We start from the raw sequence: 14,532 nt of genomic DNA, 5'->3' as shown, positions 1-14,532 counted from the left end.
AATGGAAGTCCGTGAGTTATTGGACAAATATGATTTCCCAGGTGATGACACCCCGATCATTGTTGGCTCAGCGTTGAAAGCATTAGAAGGCGACACCAGCGAAATTGGTGCACCTTCAATTCACCGCCTAGCAGAAGCAATGGATACCTACTTCCCAGAGCCGAAACGTGCCATTGATGGTGCATTCTTAATGCCTATCGAAGACGTCTTCTCTATCTCTGGTCGTGGTACCGTTGTAACCGGTCGTGTAGAGCGCGGTATTGTTAAAGTTGGCGACGAGTTAGAAATCGTTGGTATCAAAGACACGCAAAAAACCACCTGTACAGGTGTTGAAATGTTCCGCAAATTACTTGACCAAGGTCAAGCGGGCGATAACGTTGGTGTGTTGTTACGTGGTACTAAACGTGAAGACGTTGACCGTGGTCAAGTACTGGCGCACCCAGGCACAATCAAGCCACACACCAAGTTTGAAGCGGAAGTGTACATTTTGTCGAAAGACGAAGGTGGTCGTCATACACCATTTTTCAATGGTTACCGTCCACAGTTTTATTTCCGTACCACCGACGTAACTGGTGCATGTGAATTACCAGCAGGTATTGAAATGGTCATGCCTGGTGATAACGTTAAGATGGACGTAACCTTAATCAATCCGATTGCGATGGAAGAAGGTTTACGTTTTGCTATTCGTGAAGGCGGCCGCACCGTTGGTGCTGGTGTCGTTGCTAAAATCGTTGAGTAATAGAAATGGCAGCAACTCAAACTATTAGAATCAGGCTGAAATCATTTGATCATCGTTTGATTGATCAATCAGCTAAAGAAATTGTTGAAACAGCGAAACGTACAGGTGCTCGGATTAATGGTCCAATTCCATTGCCGACAAAAAAAGAACGTTTCACCGTGCTGATTTCACCACACGTGAACAAAGACGCTCGTGAACAGTATGAAATCCGTACACACAAACGTCTTATGGATATTGTTGAGCCAACTGATAAAACAGTTGATGCTCTGATGAAGCTGGACCTCGCCGCTGGCGTTGACGTCCAGATTAAGTTGAACTAAGAGGGGTTGGGTCATGACTATCGGACTCATCGGACGTAAACGTGGTATGACACGTGTCTTCTCTGAAGACGGTGTATCTACTCCGGTTACAGTTATTGAAGTTGAACCAAACCGTATCAGCCAGTTGAAATCTGTCGATACTGATGGTTATAACGCGATTCAAGTTACAGTGGGTGAGCGTAAAGCATCACGTGTTACTAAACCTGAAGCAGGTCATTTTGCTAAGGCTCAAGCCGCAGCCGGTCGTGAAGTATGTGAATTCCGAGTGGATTCTCATGATGAACTGACAGTTGGTTCTGAACTTAAAGTAGATATTTTTGAAGCGGGTCAGAAAATTGATGTTTCTGGTCTGACAAAAGGTAAAGGCTTTGCTGGTGTTGTTAAACGTTACGGTTTCCGTGGCGGTGATGCAACACACGGTAACTCTCTGTCACATAGAGCGCCAGGTTCAATTGGTCAATGTCAAACTCCTGGACGTGTGTTCAAGGGTAAAAAAATGGCAGGCCATATGGGTGATAAAAAACGCACGTTGCAAAATCTTTCTGTTGTCAGAGTGGATGCGGAACGGAACCTGATTTTGGTCAAAGGCTCAGTGCCAGGTGCAACCGGCAGTAATGTCGTCGTTAGCCCAGCTGTGAAAGCCTAAGTAAGATTCTGAGGGGAATTAACGTGGATCTTCAGTTACAAACATTCAACGGTAAGAAAGCCGGAAACATCACTGTTTCTGATGCGTTTCTTGATCGTGAGTTTAATGAGTCACTTGTGCATCAAGTCGTCACTGCTTATTTAGCAGGTGGTCGCGCTGGTACACATGCACAGAAAACACGCTCAGAAGTGAGTGGTGGCGGCAGAAAACCTTTTTCACAAAAAGGTAGTGGTCGTGCTCGTGCTGGTACAATTCGTAGCCCTTTATGGCGTAGCGGTGGTGTTACTTTTGCATCAAAAAATCGTGATTACAGCCAGAAAGTAAACCGTAAAATGTATCGTAATGCGATTTCTGTCATTTTGTCAGAATTACGTCGTAAAGATGCATTGGTCGTGGTTGATAAAGTTGAGCTCGATTCACCAAAAACAAAAGATTTGTTAGCAATGACAAAATCTTTGGGTATTGAAAACGCTTTGATCGTTTGTGAAAACGCTGCCGGTAACTTGGCACTTGCATCGCGCAATTTGTATAACATTGCTGCCACTGATGCTGCACATGTCAACCCAGTTGCATTGTTGCGTTTTGAAAAAGTTGTGATGAGTGAAGACTCTATTCGTAAGCTTGAGGAATCATTTGTATGAACGCTGAACGCTTAAGCAAAATTATTCTTGGCCCAGTGGTCGCTGAAAAAGCATCACGAGTTGCCGAAGATCATAACCAGGTAGTACTTAAAGTATTACCTAACGCCAACAAAGCTGAAATCAAAAAAGCCGTAGAAAGCTTGTTTGATGTGAAAGTTGCTGCTGTATCAACAGCCAATGTTAAGGGCAAAGTCAAACGCGTAGGCCGTAGTTTCGGTAAGCGCAGTGACTGGAAAAAAGCCTATGTGACATTAGCTGATGGTGCTGATCTCAACTTCCTTGGCGAATAATACAGAATACGGATGAGGAAACAGGAATGGCATTAATAAAGGCTAAACCTACATCAGCAGGTCGCAGATTTGTTGTGCAGGTCAGTACTCCAGATCTGTACAAAGGTGCACCATATGCTCCTTTGGTAGAGAAAAAGACAAAAAATGGTGGCCGTAATAACGCTGGTCGTATTACTGTCCGTCATCAAGGCGGTGGTCATAAACAACGTTACCGCGTAATTGATTTCAAACGTAATAAAGACGGCATTCCAGCTGTTGTTGAACGTGTTGAATATGATCCAAATCGTACGGCGCATATTGCATTGTTAAGTTATGCCGATGGCGAAAAACGTTACATTATCGCTCCGAAAGGCATCAGCGCTGGTGATCGTTTGGAATCTGGCGATAACGCAGCGATTCGCGCTGGTAATACATTGAAGTTGTCTGCCATCCCTTTAGGTAGCACTGTTCACTGTGTCGAATTGAAACCTGGTAAAGGTGCTCAGTTAGCTCGTAGTGCTGGTAGCAGTGTTCAATACGTTGCACGTGAAAATGGTTATGCAACTATTCGTTTACGCAGTGGTGAGACTCGTAAAGTCCCATTGGATTGCAAAGCGACTATGGGTGAAGTAGGTAATGGAGAGCATTCATTACGTTCACTTGGTAAGGCCGGTGCAAAACGCTGGCGTGGTGTTCGTCCTACCGTTCGCGGTGTGGTCATGAACCCAGTTGACCATCCACATGGTGGTGGTGAAGGTCGTACCTCTGGTGGTCGTCACCCAGTTACACCATGGGGTGTGCCGACTAAAGGCTATAAGACTCGTAAGAACAAACGTACGGATAATATGATCGTACGTCGTCGTAATCGTAAATAAAAGGCTAGGAATTTCACATGCCGCGTTCAATTAAAAAAGGTCCATTTATTGACCATCACCTTGAAAAAAAGGTCTTGGAAGCGAGAGATGCAAGTAACAAACGTCCGATCAAAACATGGTCACGTCGTTCAATGATCTCCCCGGATATGATTGGTCTAACACTGGCTGTTCACAATGGTAAACAGCATGTTCCTGTGTTTGTCACAGAAGATATGGTAGGGCATAAGTTGGGTGAATTTTCACCAACACGTACCTTTAAAGGTCATGCCGCCGATAAGAAATCTAAGCGATAAGGTTAAGATATGGCTACAAAAGCTAAACTCAGCTATGCACGCATTTCAGCACAGAAAGTGCGTTTGGTAGCGGATCAAATCAGAGGTTTGCCCGTTGAACGCGCTATCAACATTCTAGCTTTCAGCCCTAAAAAAGCAGCTGATTTAATGAAGGGCGTATTGGATTCAGCGATTGCAAATGCTGAACACAATGATGGTGCTGACATTGATGAATTATACGTCTCAGCCGTTATGGTTGATGATGGTCCAACAATGAAGCGTATGTCGCCTCGTGCTAAAGGCCGTGGTAATCGCATTCTTAAACGTACAAGCCACATCACTGTGGTTGTAGACGAAAAGTAAGAGAGAATACTTATGGGACAAAAGGTTCACCCAACTGGTTTCAGACTTGGTATAATTAAAAATTGGAATTCGATCTGGTATGCAGATTCAGCCAATTTTGCAGAAATGCTGAATAATGATCTGAAGGTACGTAACTATCTGAAAAAGAAACTTGCACATGCTTCTGTGAGCAAGATTCAAATCGACAGACCAGCTAAGAATGCAAAAATTACCATTCATACAGCCCGTCCAGGGATTGTTATTGGTAAAAAAGGTGAAGATATCGACAAGCTTCGCCAGGAAGCATCAGAAATCATGGGTATTCCTGTCAATGTCGGCGTTGAAGAAATTCGCAAACCTGAGCTCGATGCAACATTAGTTGCTGAAAGCGTTGCGCAACAACTTGAACGTCGCATTATGTTCCGTCGTGCGATGAAACGTGCAGTTACTAACACAATGCGTGTTGGTGCTGAAGGTATTCGTATTAATGTTGCTGGTCGCCTCAATGGCGCAGAGATTGCCCGTACCGAATGGTACCGTGAAGGCCGTGTTCCTTTGCATACTCTGCGTGCTGATATCGATTATGGTACTGCAGAAGCTAAAACCACCTACGGTATTATCGGTGTGAAGGTTTGGATTTTTAAAGGTGAAGTTTTTGATGCTCAGGCTCAAAACGCACCTGCAGAAAAATAAGGTTATAACCAATGTTACAGCCAAAAAGAACGAAATTTAGAAAGCAGCAGAAGCTGCGCAACCGTGGCCTAGCTCACCGTGGCGCCAAAGTAAGTTTTGGTGAGTTCGGTTTGAAGTCATTAGATCGTGGACGTATTACTGCTCGTCAAATTGAGGCAGCTCGTCGCGCAATGACTCGTCACATTAAACGTGGTGGTAAAATCTGGATCCGTGTTTTCCCAGATAAGCCAATTTCCAGCAAACCACTGGAAGTGCGTCAAGGTAAAGGTAAGGGTAATGTTGAATACTGGGTGGCGAATGTTCAGCCTGGTCGCATGCTCTATGAAATGGAAGGTGTTACAGAAGAGATCGCTCGTGAAGCGTTCCGTCTTGCAGCAGCTAAACTTCCTGTTAAAACGACATTTGTAACTCGGGCGATACTGTAATGAAAGCGAGCGAAATTAGACAAAAATCTGCTGAGGATCTGGCTAAAGAGCTGGGTGAACTTCACAAGGAACAGTTTAATTTGCGTATGCAAAACGCTACCGGCCAGTTGACACGTAACTCTGAGCTGAAGCGTGTGCGCCGTGATATTGCACGCATCAAGACTGTACTGACTGAGAATAAATAGGGCACTGAAATGAGTGAACAAGAAAAAAATGCACGTTCGTTAATTGGTCGTGTTGTCAGTGACAAGATGGATAAAACCATTACTGTTCTAGTTGAACGTAGTGTTGCCCATCCGATCTACAAAAAATATGTGAAACGTTCAACGAAATTACATGTTCATGATGAAAAGAATGAATGTAATGTCGGTGACGTAGTAAGTGTTGCCTCATCGCGCCCACTGTCTAAGACGAAGTGCTGGAAGCTGGTCGACATTATTGATCGTGCGAAGTAAGCAACTATTCAGTTTGGAGTTTAGACCATGATTCAAATGCAAAGTAGTCTCGATGTGGCCGATAATAGCGGTGCTAAACGAGTAGAATGCATCAAAGTTTTAGGTGGTTCACACCGTCGTTATGCTGGGATTGGTGATGTAATTAAAGTCACTATCAAAGAGCTGCGCCGCGTGGAAAAGTAAAAAAAGGTGATGTGCACAATGCTGTCATCGTTAGAACTCGTAAAGGTGTTCGCCGTCCAGATGGTTCGGTTATCCGCTTCGATACTAACGCTGCTGTTTTATTGAATGCTGCACATCAGCCAATTGGTACACGTATTTTCGGCCCGGTCACGCGTGAACTTCGTGGTGAAAAATTCATGAAGATCATTTCATTGGCACCGGAAGTACTTTAAGTAGGAGCGCTGAAGGATGGAAAGATTAGTAAAAGGCGATCAAGTTGTTGTTACGGTTGGTAAAGATCGTGGCAAACAAGGTGAAATCCTACGTCGGGTCGAAGGTGGTAAGTTTGTTGTTCAAGGCATCAATCTTGTCAAAAAGCACACTAAGCCAAACCCGGCGTTAGGTCGCACAGGTGGTATTGTTGAAAAAGAAATGCCAATTCATGGGTCGAATCTTGCTTTGCTGAATCCAGCTTCTGGAAAAGGCGATAAAGTAGGTTTCAAATTTCTCGAAGATGGCCGCAAAGTTCGCGTCTTCAAGTCGAACGGCGAAACCGTTGGCGCTTGAGCTTAGAGTTGGGATATTAAAGTGAGCAGATTAAAACAAATTTATCGTGAAGAAGTAGTCAAACAACTGCAAGAACAGTTTGGCTATAAATCCGTTATGGAAGTACCACGCATAACCAAAATCACTCTGAATATGGGTGTTGGTGAAGCTTTGACTGATAAGAAAGTGCTTGAAAACGCTGTTGCTGACATGGAAGCTATTTCCGGTCAAAAAGCCGTTGTTACCAAAGCACGTAAATCAGTTGCCGGTTTCAAAGTGCGTGAAGGTTGGCCGATTGGTTGTAAAGTAACATTGCGGAGTGATCGCATGTATGACTTTCTCGATCGTCTGATTAGTATTTCTATTCCGAGAATTCGTGACTTTCGTGGATTAAACCCGAAATCATTTGATGGTCAAGGAAACTACAGTATGGGGATTAAAGAGCAAATCATTTTCCCTGAAATTGAGTTTGACAAGATTGATAAAACACGCGGTATGGACATTACCATTACCACCACTGCAAAAACTGCAGAAGAGTCACGTGCTTTATTAACCGCGTTCAAGTTTCCTTTTAGAAAATAAACCAAGTCCGGGTGGAATAAGTTATGGCTAAACGTTGCATGATTAATCGCGAGATTAAAAGAGCAAAAATGGTAGAAAAATACGCTGCCAAACGCGCTGAATTGAAAAAACAAATGATCAATTCATCATTGAGTATGGAAGAACGTGAAGTTGCTGCAAAGAAATTTCATGCTTTACCACGTAACTCAAGTGCAGTACGTATGAGAAATCGTTGTGAAATTACTGGTCGTCCACACGGTTATTACCGTAAGTTTGGTCTTTCAAGAAACAAACTGCGCGAACATGCAATGAATGGCGATATCCCTGGCCTAGTCATGGCGAGTTGGTAGTTGCCAATCTGTTTAGTGGAGCTAAATTAAATGAGTATGACTGACCCAATTGCTGATATGTTGACACGCATCCGCAATGCCCAACAAGCAAATAAAGTTGATGTAACAATGCCTTCTTCTAAGGTTAAGCTGAGTATTGCTCAAGTACTTAAAGATGAAGGTTATGTTGCTGATTTCAGTGTTAATGAAAATGCAGGCAAACCCCTGTTGACCATCAGCCTGAAATATTTTGAAGGCAAACCGGTTATCGAACAAATCAACCGCATCAGCCGTCCAGGTCTTCGAGTTTACCGTTCAGCGGATAAAATCCCGCAAGTAATCGGTGGTCTCGGTGTTGCTATCGTGTCTACCTCTAGAGGTGTGATGGCTGATCGTAAAGCGCGTGCACTTGGTCAGGGCGGTGAAGTCCTGTGTGCCGTTAGCTAAGCCTTATTTCCAGGAGATAGAACATGTCACGTATTGCAAATGCGCCAGTTGAAATTCCTGCTGGTGTTGAGGTTGCTCTCAACGGTAGTGAAGTTACGGTTAAAGGTTCGAAAGGAACATTGTCACGTACTTTTCATGCCGATGTAGAAGTGTCGCAGGAAGGTTCTGCACTCAAGACCGTCGCAAAAAATAATTCAAAACAAGCTGTTGCCTTAACGGGAACTGCTAGAGCTTTAATCAGTAACATGGTTGATGGTGTTTCTAAAGGTTTTGAAAAGAAATTAACATTGGTTGGTGTTGGTTACCGTGCTAAAGCACAAGGTGACAAGCTCGACCTGACTTTGGGGTTTTCTCACCCTGTTCAATACAGTGTGCCTGCTGGCATTACAGTTGAAACCCCAAGTCAAACAGAAATTGTTGTTACGGGCGCTGACAAACAAGCGGTCGGACAAGTGGCGGCAGATATTCGTGCTTATCGCTCACCTGAACCTTACAAAGGTAAAGGTGTTCGCTATTCAGATGAATATGTTGCTCGTAAAGAAGCTAAGAAAAAATAATTAGGCTGAATCATGGATAAAAAATCGTCAAGATTACGCAGAGCTGCAAGAGCGCGTGCCAAAATCAGAGAATTGGAAGTCTACCGACTCACAATTCACAGAACGCCGCGTCATATCTATGCTCAGGTCCTTACTCACGATAGTTCTAAAGTAGTTGCATCTGCTTCAACTTTAGACCCAGAAGTGAAAAAAGCACTTGAAGCTACTGGAAATGTAGCTGCAGCCGAATTGGTTGGAAAGACTGTTGCACAACGTGCAGTAAAAGAAGGTATTACACAAGTTGCCTTTGATCGTTCCGGTTTTAGTTATCACGGTCGCGTTAAGGCCCTGGCTGATGCAGCTCGTGAAAACGGCTTGCAGTTCTAGTTATATAAGGTAAGACTCATGGCACAGAATGAACAACGCCAAGCCGCATCAGATGGCTTGATTGAAAAGTTAGTAGGTATTCGCCGCGTCGCTAAAGTAGTGAAGGGTGGTCGTGTATTTGGTTTTTCTGCATTGACAATTGTTGGTGACGGTAACGGACGTGTTGGCTTTGGCCAAGGTAAAGCGCGCGAAGTACCTGTTGCTATTCAGAAAGCAATGGATGAAGCTCGTAAAAACATGAAGAAAGTTGTGCTCAATGGTGATACTCTGCACCACCCTCTGACAGCTCGTCATGGTGCTGCTAAGGTATTTATGCAGCCTGCTTCAGAAGGTACGGGTGTTATTGCCGGTGGTGCAATGCGCGCAGTATTTGATGCTGTCGGTGTTCATAACGTTCTGGCCAAGTCGATTGGTTCAACCAATCCTCTAAATGTAGTTCGCGCTACCATCAATGGTCTTACTGATATGAACAACCCTGAATCTATCGCTGCCAAACGTGGTAAGTCGGTTAAAGAGATCATGGAATAATCAAATGAGTTCACAAGCAAAAATTAAAGTCACTTTGGTCAAAAGCACCATTGGAAGACTTGAAAAACACAAAGCCTGTGTCGCAGGCTTAGGTTTACGTAAAACAGGTAGCAGTGCGGTTGTAATCGATACCCCTGAAAATCGAGGCATGATTAATCATGTTTCTTACCTGTTGAAGGTTGAGGAAGTATAGAGATGAACTTAAATACAATTGCACCGGCTGAAGGTGAAAAACAATCAGCTAAACGCGTAGGTCGTGGAATTGGTTCAGGCTTAGGTAAAACTTGTGGTCGTGGTCACAAAGGCCAAAAAGCACGTTCTGGTGGATTCCATAAACGTGGTTTTGAAGGCGGTCAAATGCCTTTACAACGCCGTTTGCCGAAGGTTGGTTTTAGCTCGCGTGTTAGCAGAACTACAGCACAAGTACGGTTAGATACAATCGCATCTATTGATGCGGATGTAATTGATTTGTTGACATTGAAATCTGTCGGTGCCGTGCCTGAAAACACCTTGCGTGTAAAAGTAATTAACTCTGGTGAGCTTACTAAATCTGTAACGATTAAGGGTATGGCTCTTACTGCAGGTGCAAAGGCAGCAGTAGAAGCTGCCGGTGGTAAGGTCGAAGAGTAATATTTGTGGAAAAAAACAGACAACAAGCCGCAGCAATGATGAGCGGTGGTCGATATGGTGAACTTAAAAGCCGTCTTCTTTTTGTTTTAGGGGCATTGGTAGTTTATCGCTTAGGTACTTTCATTCCAGTGCCTGGTATTGATCCTGCTGCTTTAGCAATTATGTTCGAACAGCAACGCGGCACTATCTTGGACATGTTCAACATGTTTTCAGGTGGTGCTTTAGAGCGTTTATCTGTATTTGCACTAGGTATCATGCCTTACATCTCGGCATCTATCATTATGCAGTTGTTGACTGTTGTACACCCTAAATTAGCTCAGCTTAAAAAAGAAGGTGCAGCAGGTAAACGTAAGATTACTCAGTACACTCGTTATGGCACTTTGGCTTTAGCAACCTTTCAAGCTATTGGTATTTCAATTGCATTGGAAAGCCAGCAAGCGGGTGGTTCGGGTGTTGTTATAGATCCGGGTTTGTTATTCCGATTTACTGCAGTAGTAACCTTAGTAACTGGAACTATGTTCTTAATGTGGCTAGGTGAGCAGATCACTGAGCGTGGAATTGGTAATGGTATCTCGATTATCATTTTTGCAGGTATCGTTGCCGGTTTACCTTCTGCTATTGGTGGAACCCTTGAGTTAGCCAGAACTGGACAATTAGCACCATTTCTTGTGATAGCTTTATTAGTTATGGCTCTTGCAGTAACTGCTTTTGTAGTATTCGTTGAGCGTGCTCAAAGACGTATACCTATACATTATGCGAAGCGTCAACAAGGTCGGAAAATGATGGCTGGCCAAGTTACACATTTACCATTGAAGTTAAATATGGCTGGTGTTATACCACCAATCTTTGCTTCAAGTATTATATTGTTCCCGGCTACCATTGCTGGTTGGTTCGGCTCTTCGGAAGGTATGAGTTGGTTGAGTGATATCTCAACACTCATGTCACCGGGCCAGCCTATGTATGTTATGGCGTATGCTTTTGCGATTATATTCTTTTGTTTCTTTTATACAGCATTAGTATTTAATCCAAAAGAAACGGCAGAGAATCTGCAAAAGTCTGGAGCTTTTATTCCTGGGATTCGTCCTGGTGAACAAACATCACGTTATATCGATACCGTTATGGGACGTTTAACGTTAGCTGGCGCTGTATATATAACCGCTGTCTGTTTGTTGCCAGAGTTTCTTATACTCTATTGGAGTGTACCGTTCTATTTCGGTGGTACCTCTTTGCTTATCATCGTTGTTGTGACAATGGATTTTGTTTCACAAGTGCAATCACACATGATGTCGCAGCAGTATGAAAGTTTGATGCGTAAATCAAACAAGAATAATAATGGAGTTGGCGGTTTTTTACGCTAACTTTACAAATAGTTTGCTGGAGAAAAATAATGAAAGTTCAGGCGTCAGTAAAAAAGATATGCCGTAATTGCAAAATTGTAAAAAGAAATGGGGTTCTGCGTGTTATATGCACAGAAGCTCGCCATAAGCAACGTCAAGGTTAAATTTGACTGTTCGGTGATTGTTGTTGAACTGTAGTTTTGTATGATACAATTCACTGTTCACTCCTGAGAAATTTAGGGTAATTGAATGGCTCGTATAGCTGGTATAAATGTTCCTGTGCAAAAGCACACGGTAATCGCTCTCACATCGATTTACGGCATTGGTCGTACACGTTCACAAAAGATCTGTGAAGCAGCAGGTATTGCACCTGATGCAAAAATTCGCGATCTTTCTGAGCAGGAAGTTGAGGCACTTCGCACAGAGGTTGCCAAATATACTGTTGAAGGTGATTTGCGTCGTGAAGTCTCTATGGATATCAAACGTCTTAAAGACTTGGGTTGCTACCGTGGTGTCCGTCACCGCAGAGGTCTGCCGGTTCGCGGGCAGAGAACTAAAACGAACGCAAGGACTCGTAAAGGTCCTCGCCGTATGATTAAGTAAGTTAAGAGGCGCTTCGATGGCAAATTCATCAGCACGACAACGCAAACGCGTTAAAAAGAATGTGGTCGACGGTGTCGCTCATGTTCATGCATCATTTAATAATACGATTGTCACCATTACTGATCGTCAAGGTAATGCGCTTTCATGGGCTACTGCCGGTGGTTGTGGTTTCCGTGGTTCGCGTAAAAGCACACCATTTGCTGCACAGGTTGCTGCTGAAAAAGCTGGCGAAGTAGTGAAAGAATTTGGTATGAAAAACTTGGATGTTGAAATCAAAGGTCCAGGTCCAGGTCGCGAATCTGCTGTTCGTGCCCTAAATAATTTAGGTTTTAAAATTACTAATATTACAGACGTGACGCCCATTCCACACAATGGTTGCCGTCCTCCTAAGCGTCGTCGCGTTTAACAGGTTTTTGGAGTAACACTAATGGGAAAATATCGTGGCCCAACTTGCAAGCTAAGCCGCAGAGAAGGTACTGACCTTTTTCTGAAGAGCAGAGGTAACCCTCTGGAAAGCAAATGCAAGATTGAACAAAAGCCAGGTCAACACGGTGCACGTCGTGGTCGTGAATCTGATTATGCGGTTCAGCTACGTGCTAAGCAACGTATCCGTCGTATGTATGGCGTTCTTGAAAAGCAATTTCGTAACTATTACAAATTAGCTGATCAGAAAAAAGGCGCAACAGGTGTTAACTTGTTGAACTTGCTTGAACAACGTCTTGATAATGTTGTTTACCGTATGGGCTTTGGTTCAACTCGTGCTGAATCTAGACAATTAGTTTCTCACAAAGCAATCATGGTAAATGGTCGCGTTACTAATATTCCTTCTTATCAAGTAAAAGAAGGTGATGTTGTTGAGATTCGTGAGAAATCAAAGAAACAAGAACGCATTGTGAATGCTATGTCAGTAGCAGAACAATTAGGTTTCCCAGAATGGATCGAAGTAAATACGCAAGCTCTGTCAGGTGTGTTTAAACGTGCTCCTGAACGTGATGAATTGCCGGCCGAACTTTCAGAAAACCTGGTTGTAGAGCTTTACTCGAAATAGACATAACTAAATCCATAACGGATTTATTAGAGGAATTTGCATGACGACTTATACGAGTCAATTTCTTAAACCAAGGATCGTCGATATCCAGAAGTTTAGTGACACACGTACACGTCTGGTACTGGAACCCCTAGAACGTGGTTTTGGTCATACGCTGGGTAATGCATTACGTAGAATTCTGCTTTCCTCGATGGAAGGTGCAGCAGTTGTTGAAGCACAAATCGACGGTGTAGTGCATGAATATTCAGCAATTACTGGCGTACAGGAAGATGTTTTAGATATTCTTCTGAATATGAAAGGTATTGCTGTTCAGTTACATGATGCAACTGAAGCTGTATTAAGTTTGAACAAAGAAGGTGTTGGCCCTGTTACTGCAGCAGATATTCAGTTACCACACAATGTAGTAGTAACTAATCCTGATCATGTAATTGCTAACTTAACTGGTGGTAGCCTGTCAGTTACTTTCAAAGTGGTTAAAGGTCGCGGTTATTCTGCTGCTAACAGCCGTGCTTTAGGTGAAGATGAAGACCGTGCTATCGGTCAGTTGCATCTTGATGCTTCATTCAGCCCTGTACGTTTGGTTACTTATGCCGTTGAAAGTGCACGTGTTGAAAATCGTACGGATTTGGATAAACTTATCATTGATGTTGAAACAAACGGTACTTTGGATGCCGAAGATGCTATTAAATATGCAGCAACAATCTTAAGTGATCAGTTAACTTCTTTTGTAGATTTTACGGTAATTGAAGAAGCAGCCTCTGAGCCAAAGCAGCCGCCAATTGACCCAGCTTTATTGCAGGCAATTGATGATTTGGATCTGACGGTCCGTTCAGCGAACTGTCTGAAAGCAGAAAATATTTATTACGTAGGTGATTTGATTCAACGTACTGAAATGGAACTTTTGAAAACGCCTAATTTAGGTAAAAAGTCCCTGACAGAAATCAAAGAAGTCCTGGCATCAAAAGGCTTGTCTTTAGGCATGCACCTTGATAACTGGCCACCTGCCTCTTTAGAGCAAAAATAATACTGAAGTAATTCAGCACAAAGAATAGGGTAAGAACCATGCGTCATCGTAATTCAGGTCGTAAATTAAACCGCAATAGCAGTCATAGAAAAGCTATGTTCAAAAATATGGCTTCATCGTTGCTTGAGCATGAGGTCATTCGCACAACACTGCCTAAGGCTAAAGAGTTGCGTGGTGTTATTGAGCCACTTATCACTTTAGGCAAGACAGATAGTGTTGCCAATCGTCGTCTGGCTTTTGCCGCTTAGGTAGCCGTGATGCAGTGACCAAGTTATTTAACGAAGTTTCGCCTCGCTCTGTTAACCGCCCTGGTGGTTACGTACGCGTGTTAAAAACTGGCCTGCGTGATGGTGATAAAGCACCAATGGCCATCGTTGAACTTGTTGATCGTGCTGCTGAAACTGAAGTATCTGCTTAATATTTAATCTTAATTGATTGCAAACTAGACCGGCTATTGCCGGTTTAGTTGTATATAGAACATCTGTTTTTAAATTAGCATTGCTAACTTATTGATTTAAAGTGACCAAATAGTTTGTTTTTAGATTTTGGATGAATTAGTTGGTTTTTAGTGTTGACAGCCTGGCGAGTGGCTGTATAATTCTCGCTTCTTTGCAGGGCGTTATTATCTGCAAGCTCTTTAAAAAACTGGTATCAAGTAATTTGTGTGGGTACTTGCGTTGTATATTTCTGAGAAGAAAAAACGACGTGAGCTATTCG

At 43.1% G+C, this 14,532-nt stretch carries 27 protein-coding genes and 2 pseudogenes; all 29 read left to right on the top strand.

Going from position 1 to position 14,532, the window contains the following annotated elements; all coding sequences use genetic code 11:
• The coding region (locus tag E8Q33_RS14900; protein WP_247870142.1) for an EF-Tu/IF-2/RF-3 family GTPase at positions 1 to 739 on the top strand (739 nt) is incomplete at its 5' end.
• Between the two features lie 5 nt (positions 740 to 744).
• Positions 745 to 1,059, top strand: coding sequence for a 30S ribosomal protein S10 (gene rpsJ, locus E8Q33_RS14895; protein WP_007144672.1), 315 nt, complete (start codon positions 745 to 747; stop codon positions 1,057 to 1,059).
• Between the two features lie 13 nt (positions 1,060 to 1,072).
• Complete coding sequence (rplC, locus tag E8Q33_RS14890; protein ID WP_136555683.1) at positions 1,073 to 1,705, top strand: 50S ribosomal protein L3; 633 nt, start codon at positions 1,073 to 1,075, stop codon at positions 1,703 to 1,705.
• Between the two features lie 23 nt (positions 1,706 to 1,728).
• Complete coding sequence (gene rplD, locus E8Q33_RS14885; RefSeq protein ID WP_069296939.1) at positions 1,729 to 2,346, top strand: 50S ribosomal protein L4; 618 nt, start codon at positions 1,729 to 1,731, stop codon at positions 2,344 to 2,346.
• Positions 2,343 to 2,636, top strand: coding sequence for a 50S ribosomal protein L23 (gene rplW, locus E8Q33_RS14880; protein ID WP_069296938.1), 294 nt, complete (start codon positions 2,343 to 2,345; stop codon positions 2,634 to 2,636). The genes rplD and rplW overlap by 4 nt, the downstream gene beginning before the upstream one ends.
• A 26-nt stretch (positions 2,637 to 2,662) precedes the next feature.
• A complete protein-coding gene (rplB, locus tag E8Q33_RS14875; RefSeq protein WP_069296937.1) occupies positions 2,663 to 3,490 on the top strand; it encodes a 50S ribosomal protein L2 in 828 nt (275 codons plus the stop codon).
• Positions 3,491 to 3,507: 17 nt separating this feature from the next.
• Positions 3,508 to 3,783, top strand: a complete 276-nt coding sequence (gene rpsS / locus E8Q33_RS14870; RefSeq protein ID WP_041354584.1) for a 30S ribosomal protein S19 — start codon at positions 3,508 to 3,510, stop codon at positions 3,781 to 3,783.
• Positions 3,784 to 3,792: 9 nt separating this feature from the next.
• Positions 3,793 to 4,125 carry a 50S ribosomal protein L22 gene (rplV, locus tag E8Q33_RS14865; RefSeq protein WP_014707489.1) on the top strand — a complete coding sequence of 111 codons (333 nt, stop codon included), beginning with the start codon at positions 3,793 to 3,795 and terminating at the stop codon, positions 4,123 to 4,125.
• A 12-nt stretch (positions 4,126 to 4,137) separates the two neighbouring features.
• Positions 4,138 to 4,797, top strand: a complete 660-nt coding sequence (gene rpsC, locus E8Q33_RS14860) for a 30S ribosomal protein S3 (protein WP_069296936.1) — start codon at positions 4,138 to 4,140, stop codon at positions 4,795 to 4,797.
• A gap of 11 nt (positions 4,798 to 4,808) precedes the next feature.
• A complete protein-coding gene (gene rplP / locus E8Q33_RS14855; RefSeq protein ID WP_069296935.1) occupies positions 4,809 to 5,222 on the top strand; it encodes a 50S ribosomal protein L16 in 414 nt (137 codons plus the stop codon).
• Positions 5,222 to 5,407 (top strand): 50S ribosomal protein L29, encoded by a 186-nt coding sequence (rpmC, locus tag E8Q33_RS14850; protein WP_014707486.1) that lies wholly within the window; start codon positions 5,222 to 5,224, stop codon positions 5,405 to 5,407. Before rplP ends, rpmC begins: the two co-directional genes overlap by 1 nt.
• A gap of 9 nt (positions 5,408 to 5,416) precedes the next feature.
• Positions 5,417 to 5,677, top strand: coding sequence for a 30S ribosomal protein S17 (gene rpsQ / locus E8Q33_RS14845; RefSeq protein WP_069296934.1), 261 nt, complete (start codon positions 5,417 to 5,419; stop codon positions 5,675 to 5,677).
• Positions 5,678 to 5,704: 27 nt separating this feature from the next.
• A pseudogene (gene rplN / locus E8Q33_RS14840) lies at positions 5,705 to 6,072 on the top strand (50S ribosomal protein L14).
• Between the two features lie 16 nt (positions 6,073 to 6,088).
• Positions 6,089 to 6,406 (top strand): 50S ribosomal protein L24, encoded by a 318-nt coding sequence (rplX, locus tag E8Q33_RS14835; RefSeq protein WP_069296932.1) that lies wholly within the window; start codon positions 6,089 to 6,091, stop codon positions 6,404 to 6,406.
• Positions 6,407 to 6,427: 21 nt separating this feature from the next.
• On the top strand, positions 6,428 to 6,967 hold the full coding sequence (rplE, locus tag E8Q33_RS14830; RefSeq protein WP_069296931.1) for a 50S ribosomal protein L5: 540 nt from the start codon (positions 6,428 to 6,430) through the stop codon (positions 6,965 to 6,967).
• A 23-nt stretch (positions 6,968 to 6,990) separates the two neighbouring features.
• Complete coding sequence (gene rpsN, locus E8Q33_RS14825; RefSeq protein WP_014707481.1) at positions 6,991 to 7,296, top strand: 30S ribosomal protein S14; 306 nt, start codon at positions 6,991 to 6,993, stop codon at positions 7,294 to 7,296.
• A gap of 30 nt (positions 7,297 to 7,326) precedes the next feature.
• Entirely contained in the window at positions 7,327 to 7,722 is a 396-nt protein-coding gene (gene rpsH / locus E8Q33_RS14820; protein ID WP_069296930.1) for a 30S ribosomal protein S8, read from the top strand.
• Between the two features lie 23 nt (positions 7,723 to 7,745).
• Positions 7,746 to 8,279, top strand: coding sequence for a 50S ribosomal protein L6 (gene rplF / locus E8Q33_RS14815; RefSeq protein ID WP_069296929.1), 534 nt, complete (start codon positions 7,746 to 7,748; stop codon positions 8,277 to 8,279).
• 12 nt (positions 8,280 to 8,291) lie between these two features.
• Positions 8,292 to 8,645 carry a 50S ribosomal protein L18 gene (gene rplR, locus E8Q33_RS14810; protein WP_069296928.1) on the top strand — a complete coding sequence of 118 codons (354 nt, stop codon included), beginning with the start codon at positions 8,292 to 8,294 and terminating at the stop codon, positions 8,643 to 8,645.
• 18 nt (positions 8,646 to 8,663) lie between these two features.
• The gene (gene rpsE / locus E8Q33_RS14805) at positions 8,664 to 9,173 is read left to right on the top strand and encodes a 30S ribosomal protein S5 (protein WP_014707477.1); all 510 of its coding nucleotides are present in this window, start codon (positions 8,664 to 8,666) and stop codon (positions 9,171 to 9,173) included.
• A gap of 4 nt (positions 9,174 to 9,177) precedes the next feature.
• Positions 9,178 to 9,366, top strand: coding sequence for a 50S ribosomal protein L30 (gene rpmD, locus E8Q33_RS14800; RefSeq protein ID WP_069296927.1), 189 nt, complete (start codon positions 9,178 to 9,180; stop codon positions 9,364 to 9,366).
• 2 nt (positions 9,367 to 9,368) lie between these two features.
• The gene (gene rplO / locus E8Q33_RS14795) at positions 9,369 to 9,803 is read left to right on the top strand and encodes a 50S ribosomal protein L15 (RefSeq protein WP_136555682.1); all 435 of its coding nucleotides are present in this window, start codon (positions 9,369 to 9,371) and stop codon (positions 9,801 to 9,803) included.
• A 5-nt stretch (positions 9,804 to 9,808) separates the two neighbouring features.
• Entirely contained in the window at positions 9,809 to 11,161 is a 1,353-nt protein-coding gene (secY, locus tag E8Q33_RS14790; RefSeq protein ID WP_211116194.1) for a preprotein translocase subunit SecY, read from the top strand.
• Positions 11,162 to 11,190: 29 nt separating this feature from the next.
• Positions 11,191 to 11,304: a 50S ribosomal protein L36 gene (gene rpmJ / locus E8Q33_RS14785; protein WP_084003086.1), complete on the top strand. Its 114-nt coding sequence runs from the start codon at positions 11,191 to 11,193 to the stop codon at positions 11,302 to 11,304.
• Positions 11,305 to 11,389: 85 nt separating this feature from the next.
• On the top strand, positions 11,390 to 11,743 hold the full coding sequence (gene rpsM / locus E8Q33_RS14780) for a 30S ribosomal protein S13 (RefSeq protein WP_069296925.1): 354 nt from the start codon (positions 11,390 to 11,392) through the stop codon (positions 11,741 to 11,743).
• Positions 11,744 to 11,759: 16 nt separating this feature from the next.
• Positions 11,760 to 12,149 (top strand): 30S ribosomal protein S11, encoded by a 390-nt coding sequence (gene rpsK, locus E8Q33_RS14775; RefSeq protein WP_009726911.1) that lies wholly within the window; start codon positions 11,760 to 11,762, stop codon positions 12,147 to 12,149.
• A 21-nt stretch (positions 12,150 to 12,170) separates the two neighbouring features.
• Positions 12,171 to 12,791: a 30S ribosomal protein S4 gene (gene rpsD, locus E8Q33_RS14770; protein WP_069296924.1), complete on the top strand. Its 621-nt coding sequence runs from the start codon at positions 12,171 to 12,173 to the stop codon at positions 12,789 to 12,791.
• 40 nt (positions 12,792 to 12,831) lie between these two features.
• Complete coding sequence (gene rpoA / locus E8Q33_RS14765; RefSeq protein WP_069296923.1) at positions 12,832 to 13,815, top strand: DNA-directed RNA polymerase subunit alpha; 984 nt, start codon at positions 12,832 to 12,834, stop codon at positions 13,813 to 13,815.
• 38 nt (positions 13,816 to 13,853) lie between these two features.
• Positions 13,854 to 14,233: pseudogene (rplQ, locus tag E8Q33_RS14760) on the top strand (50S ribosomal protein L17).
• The last annotated feature ends 299 nt before the right edge of the window (positions 14,234 to 14,532 follow it).

It is taken from the genome of Methylophaga sp. SB9B, assembly GCF_004832235.1.
Classification (GTDB): Bacteria; Pseudomonadota; Gammaproteobacteria; order Nitrosococcales; family Methylophagaceae; genus Methylophaga; species Methylophaga muralis.
Note: the sequence above shows the minus strand (reverse complement) of the source record. Positions and strands in the feature narration are given on the sequence as shown.

Excerpts from the sequence above, each read along its gene's own strand:
- rpsJ (WP_007144672.1), top strand. The coding sequence starts at position 745 with ATGGCAGCAACTCAAACTATTAGAATCAGGCTGAAATCATTTGATCAT.
- rplC (WP_136555683.1), top strand. The coding sequence starts at position 1,073 with ATGACTATCGGACTCATCGGACGTAAACGTGGTATGACACGTGTCTTC.
- rplW (WP_069296938.1), top strand. The coding sequence starts at position 2,343 with ATGAACGCTGAACGCTTAAGCAAAATTATTCTTGGCCCAGTGGTCGCT.
- rplB (WP_069296937.1), top strand. The coding sequence starts at position 2,663 with ATGGCATTAATAAAGGCTAAACCTACATCAGCAGGTCGCAGATTTGTT.
- rpsS (WP_041354584.1), top strand. The coding sequence starts at position 3,508 with ATGCCGCGTTCAATTAAAAAAGGTCCATTTATTGACCATCACCTTGAA.
- rplV (WP_014707489.1), top strand. The coding sequence starts at position 3,793 with ATGGCTACAAAAGCTAAACTCAGCTATGCACGCATTTCAGCACAGAAA.
- rpsC (WP_069296936.1), top strand. The coding sequence starts at position 4,138 with ATGGGACAAAAGGTTCACCCAACTGGTTTCAGACTTGGTATAATTAAA.
- rplP (WP_069296935.1), top strand. The coding sequence starts at position 4,809 with ATGTTACAGCCAAAAAGAACGAAATTTAGAAAGCAGCAGAAGCTGCGC.
- rpmC (WP_014707486.1), top strand. The coding sequence starts at position 5,222 with ATGAAAGCGAGCGAAATTAGACAAAAATCTGCTGAGGATCTGGCTAAA.
- rpsQ (WP_069296934.1), top strand. The coding sequence starts at position 5,417 with ATGAGTGAACAAGAAAAAAATGCACGTTCGTTAATTGGTCGTGTTGTC.
- rplX (WP_069296932.1), top strand. The coding sequence starts at position 6,089 with ATGGAAAGATTAGTAAAAGGCGATCAAGTTGTTGTTACGGTTGGTAAA.
- rpsN (WP_014707481.1), top strand. The coding sequence starts at position 6,991 with ATGGCTAAACGTTGCATGATTAATCGCGAGATTAAAAGAGCAAAAATG.
- rpsH (WP_069296930.1), top strand. The coding sequence starts at position 7,327 with ATGAGTATGACTGACCCAATTGCTGATATGTTGACACGCATCCGCAAT.
- rplF (WP_069296929.1), top strand. The coding sequence starts at position 7,746 with ATGTCACGTATTGCAAATGCGCCAGTTGAAATTCCTGCTGGTGTTGAG.
- rplR (WP_069296928.1), top strand. The coding sequence starts at position 8,292 with ATGGATAAAAAATCGTCAAGATTACGCAGAGCTGCAAGAGCGCGTGCC.
- rpsE (WP_014707477.1), top strand. The coding sequence starts at position 8,664 with ATGGCACAGAATGAACAACGCCAAGCCGCATCAGATGGCTTGATTGAA.
- rpmD (WP_069296927.1), top strand. The coding sequence starts at position 9,178 with ATGAGTTCACAAGCAAAAATTAAAGTCACTTTGGTCAAAAGCACCATT.
- rplO (WP_136555682.1), top strand. The coding sequence starts at position 9,369 with ATGAACTTAAATACAATTGCACCGGCTGAAGGTGAAAAACAATCAGCT.
- rpmJ (WP_084003086.1), top strand. The coding sequence starts at position 11,191 with ATGAAAGTTCAGGCGTCAGTAAAAAAGATATGCCGTAATTGCAAAATT.
- rpsM (WP_069296925.1), top strand. The coding sequence starts at position 11,390 with ATGGCTCGTATAGCTGGTATAAATGTTCCTGTGCAAAAGCACACGGTA.
- rpsK (WP_009726911.1), top strand. The coding sequence starts at position 11,760 with ATGGCAAATTCATCAGCACGACAACGCAAACGCGTTAAAAAGAATGTG.
- rpsD (WP_069296924.1), top strand. The coding sequence starts at position 12,171 with ATGGGAAAATATCGTGGCCCAACTTGCAAGCTAAGCCGCAGAGAAGGT.
- rpoA (WP_069296923.1), top strand. The coding sequence starts at position 12,832 with ATGACGACTTATACGAGTCAATTTCTTAAACCAAGGATCGTCGATATC.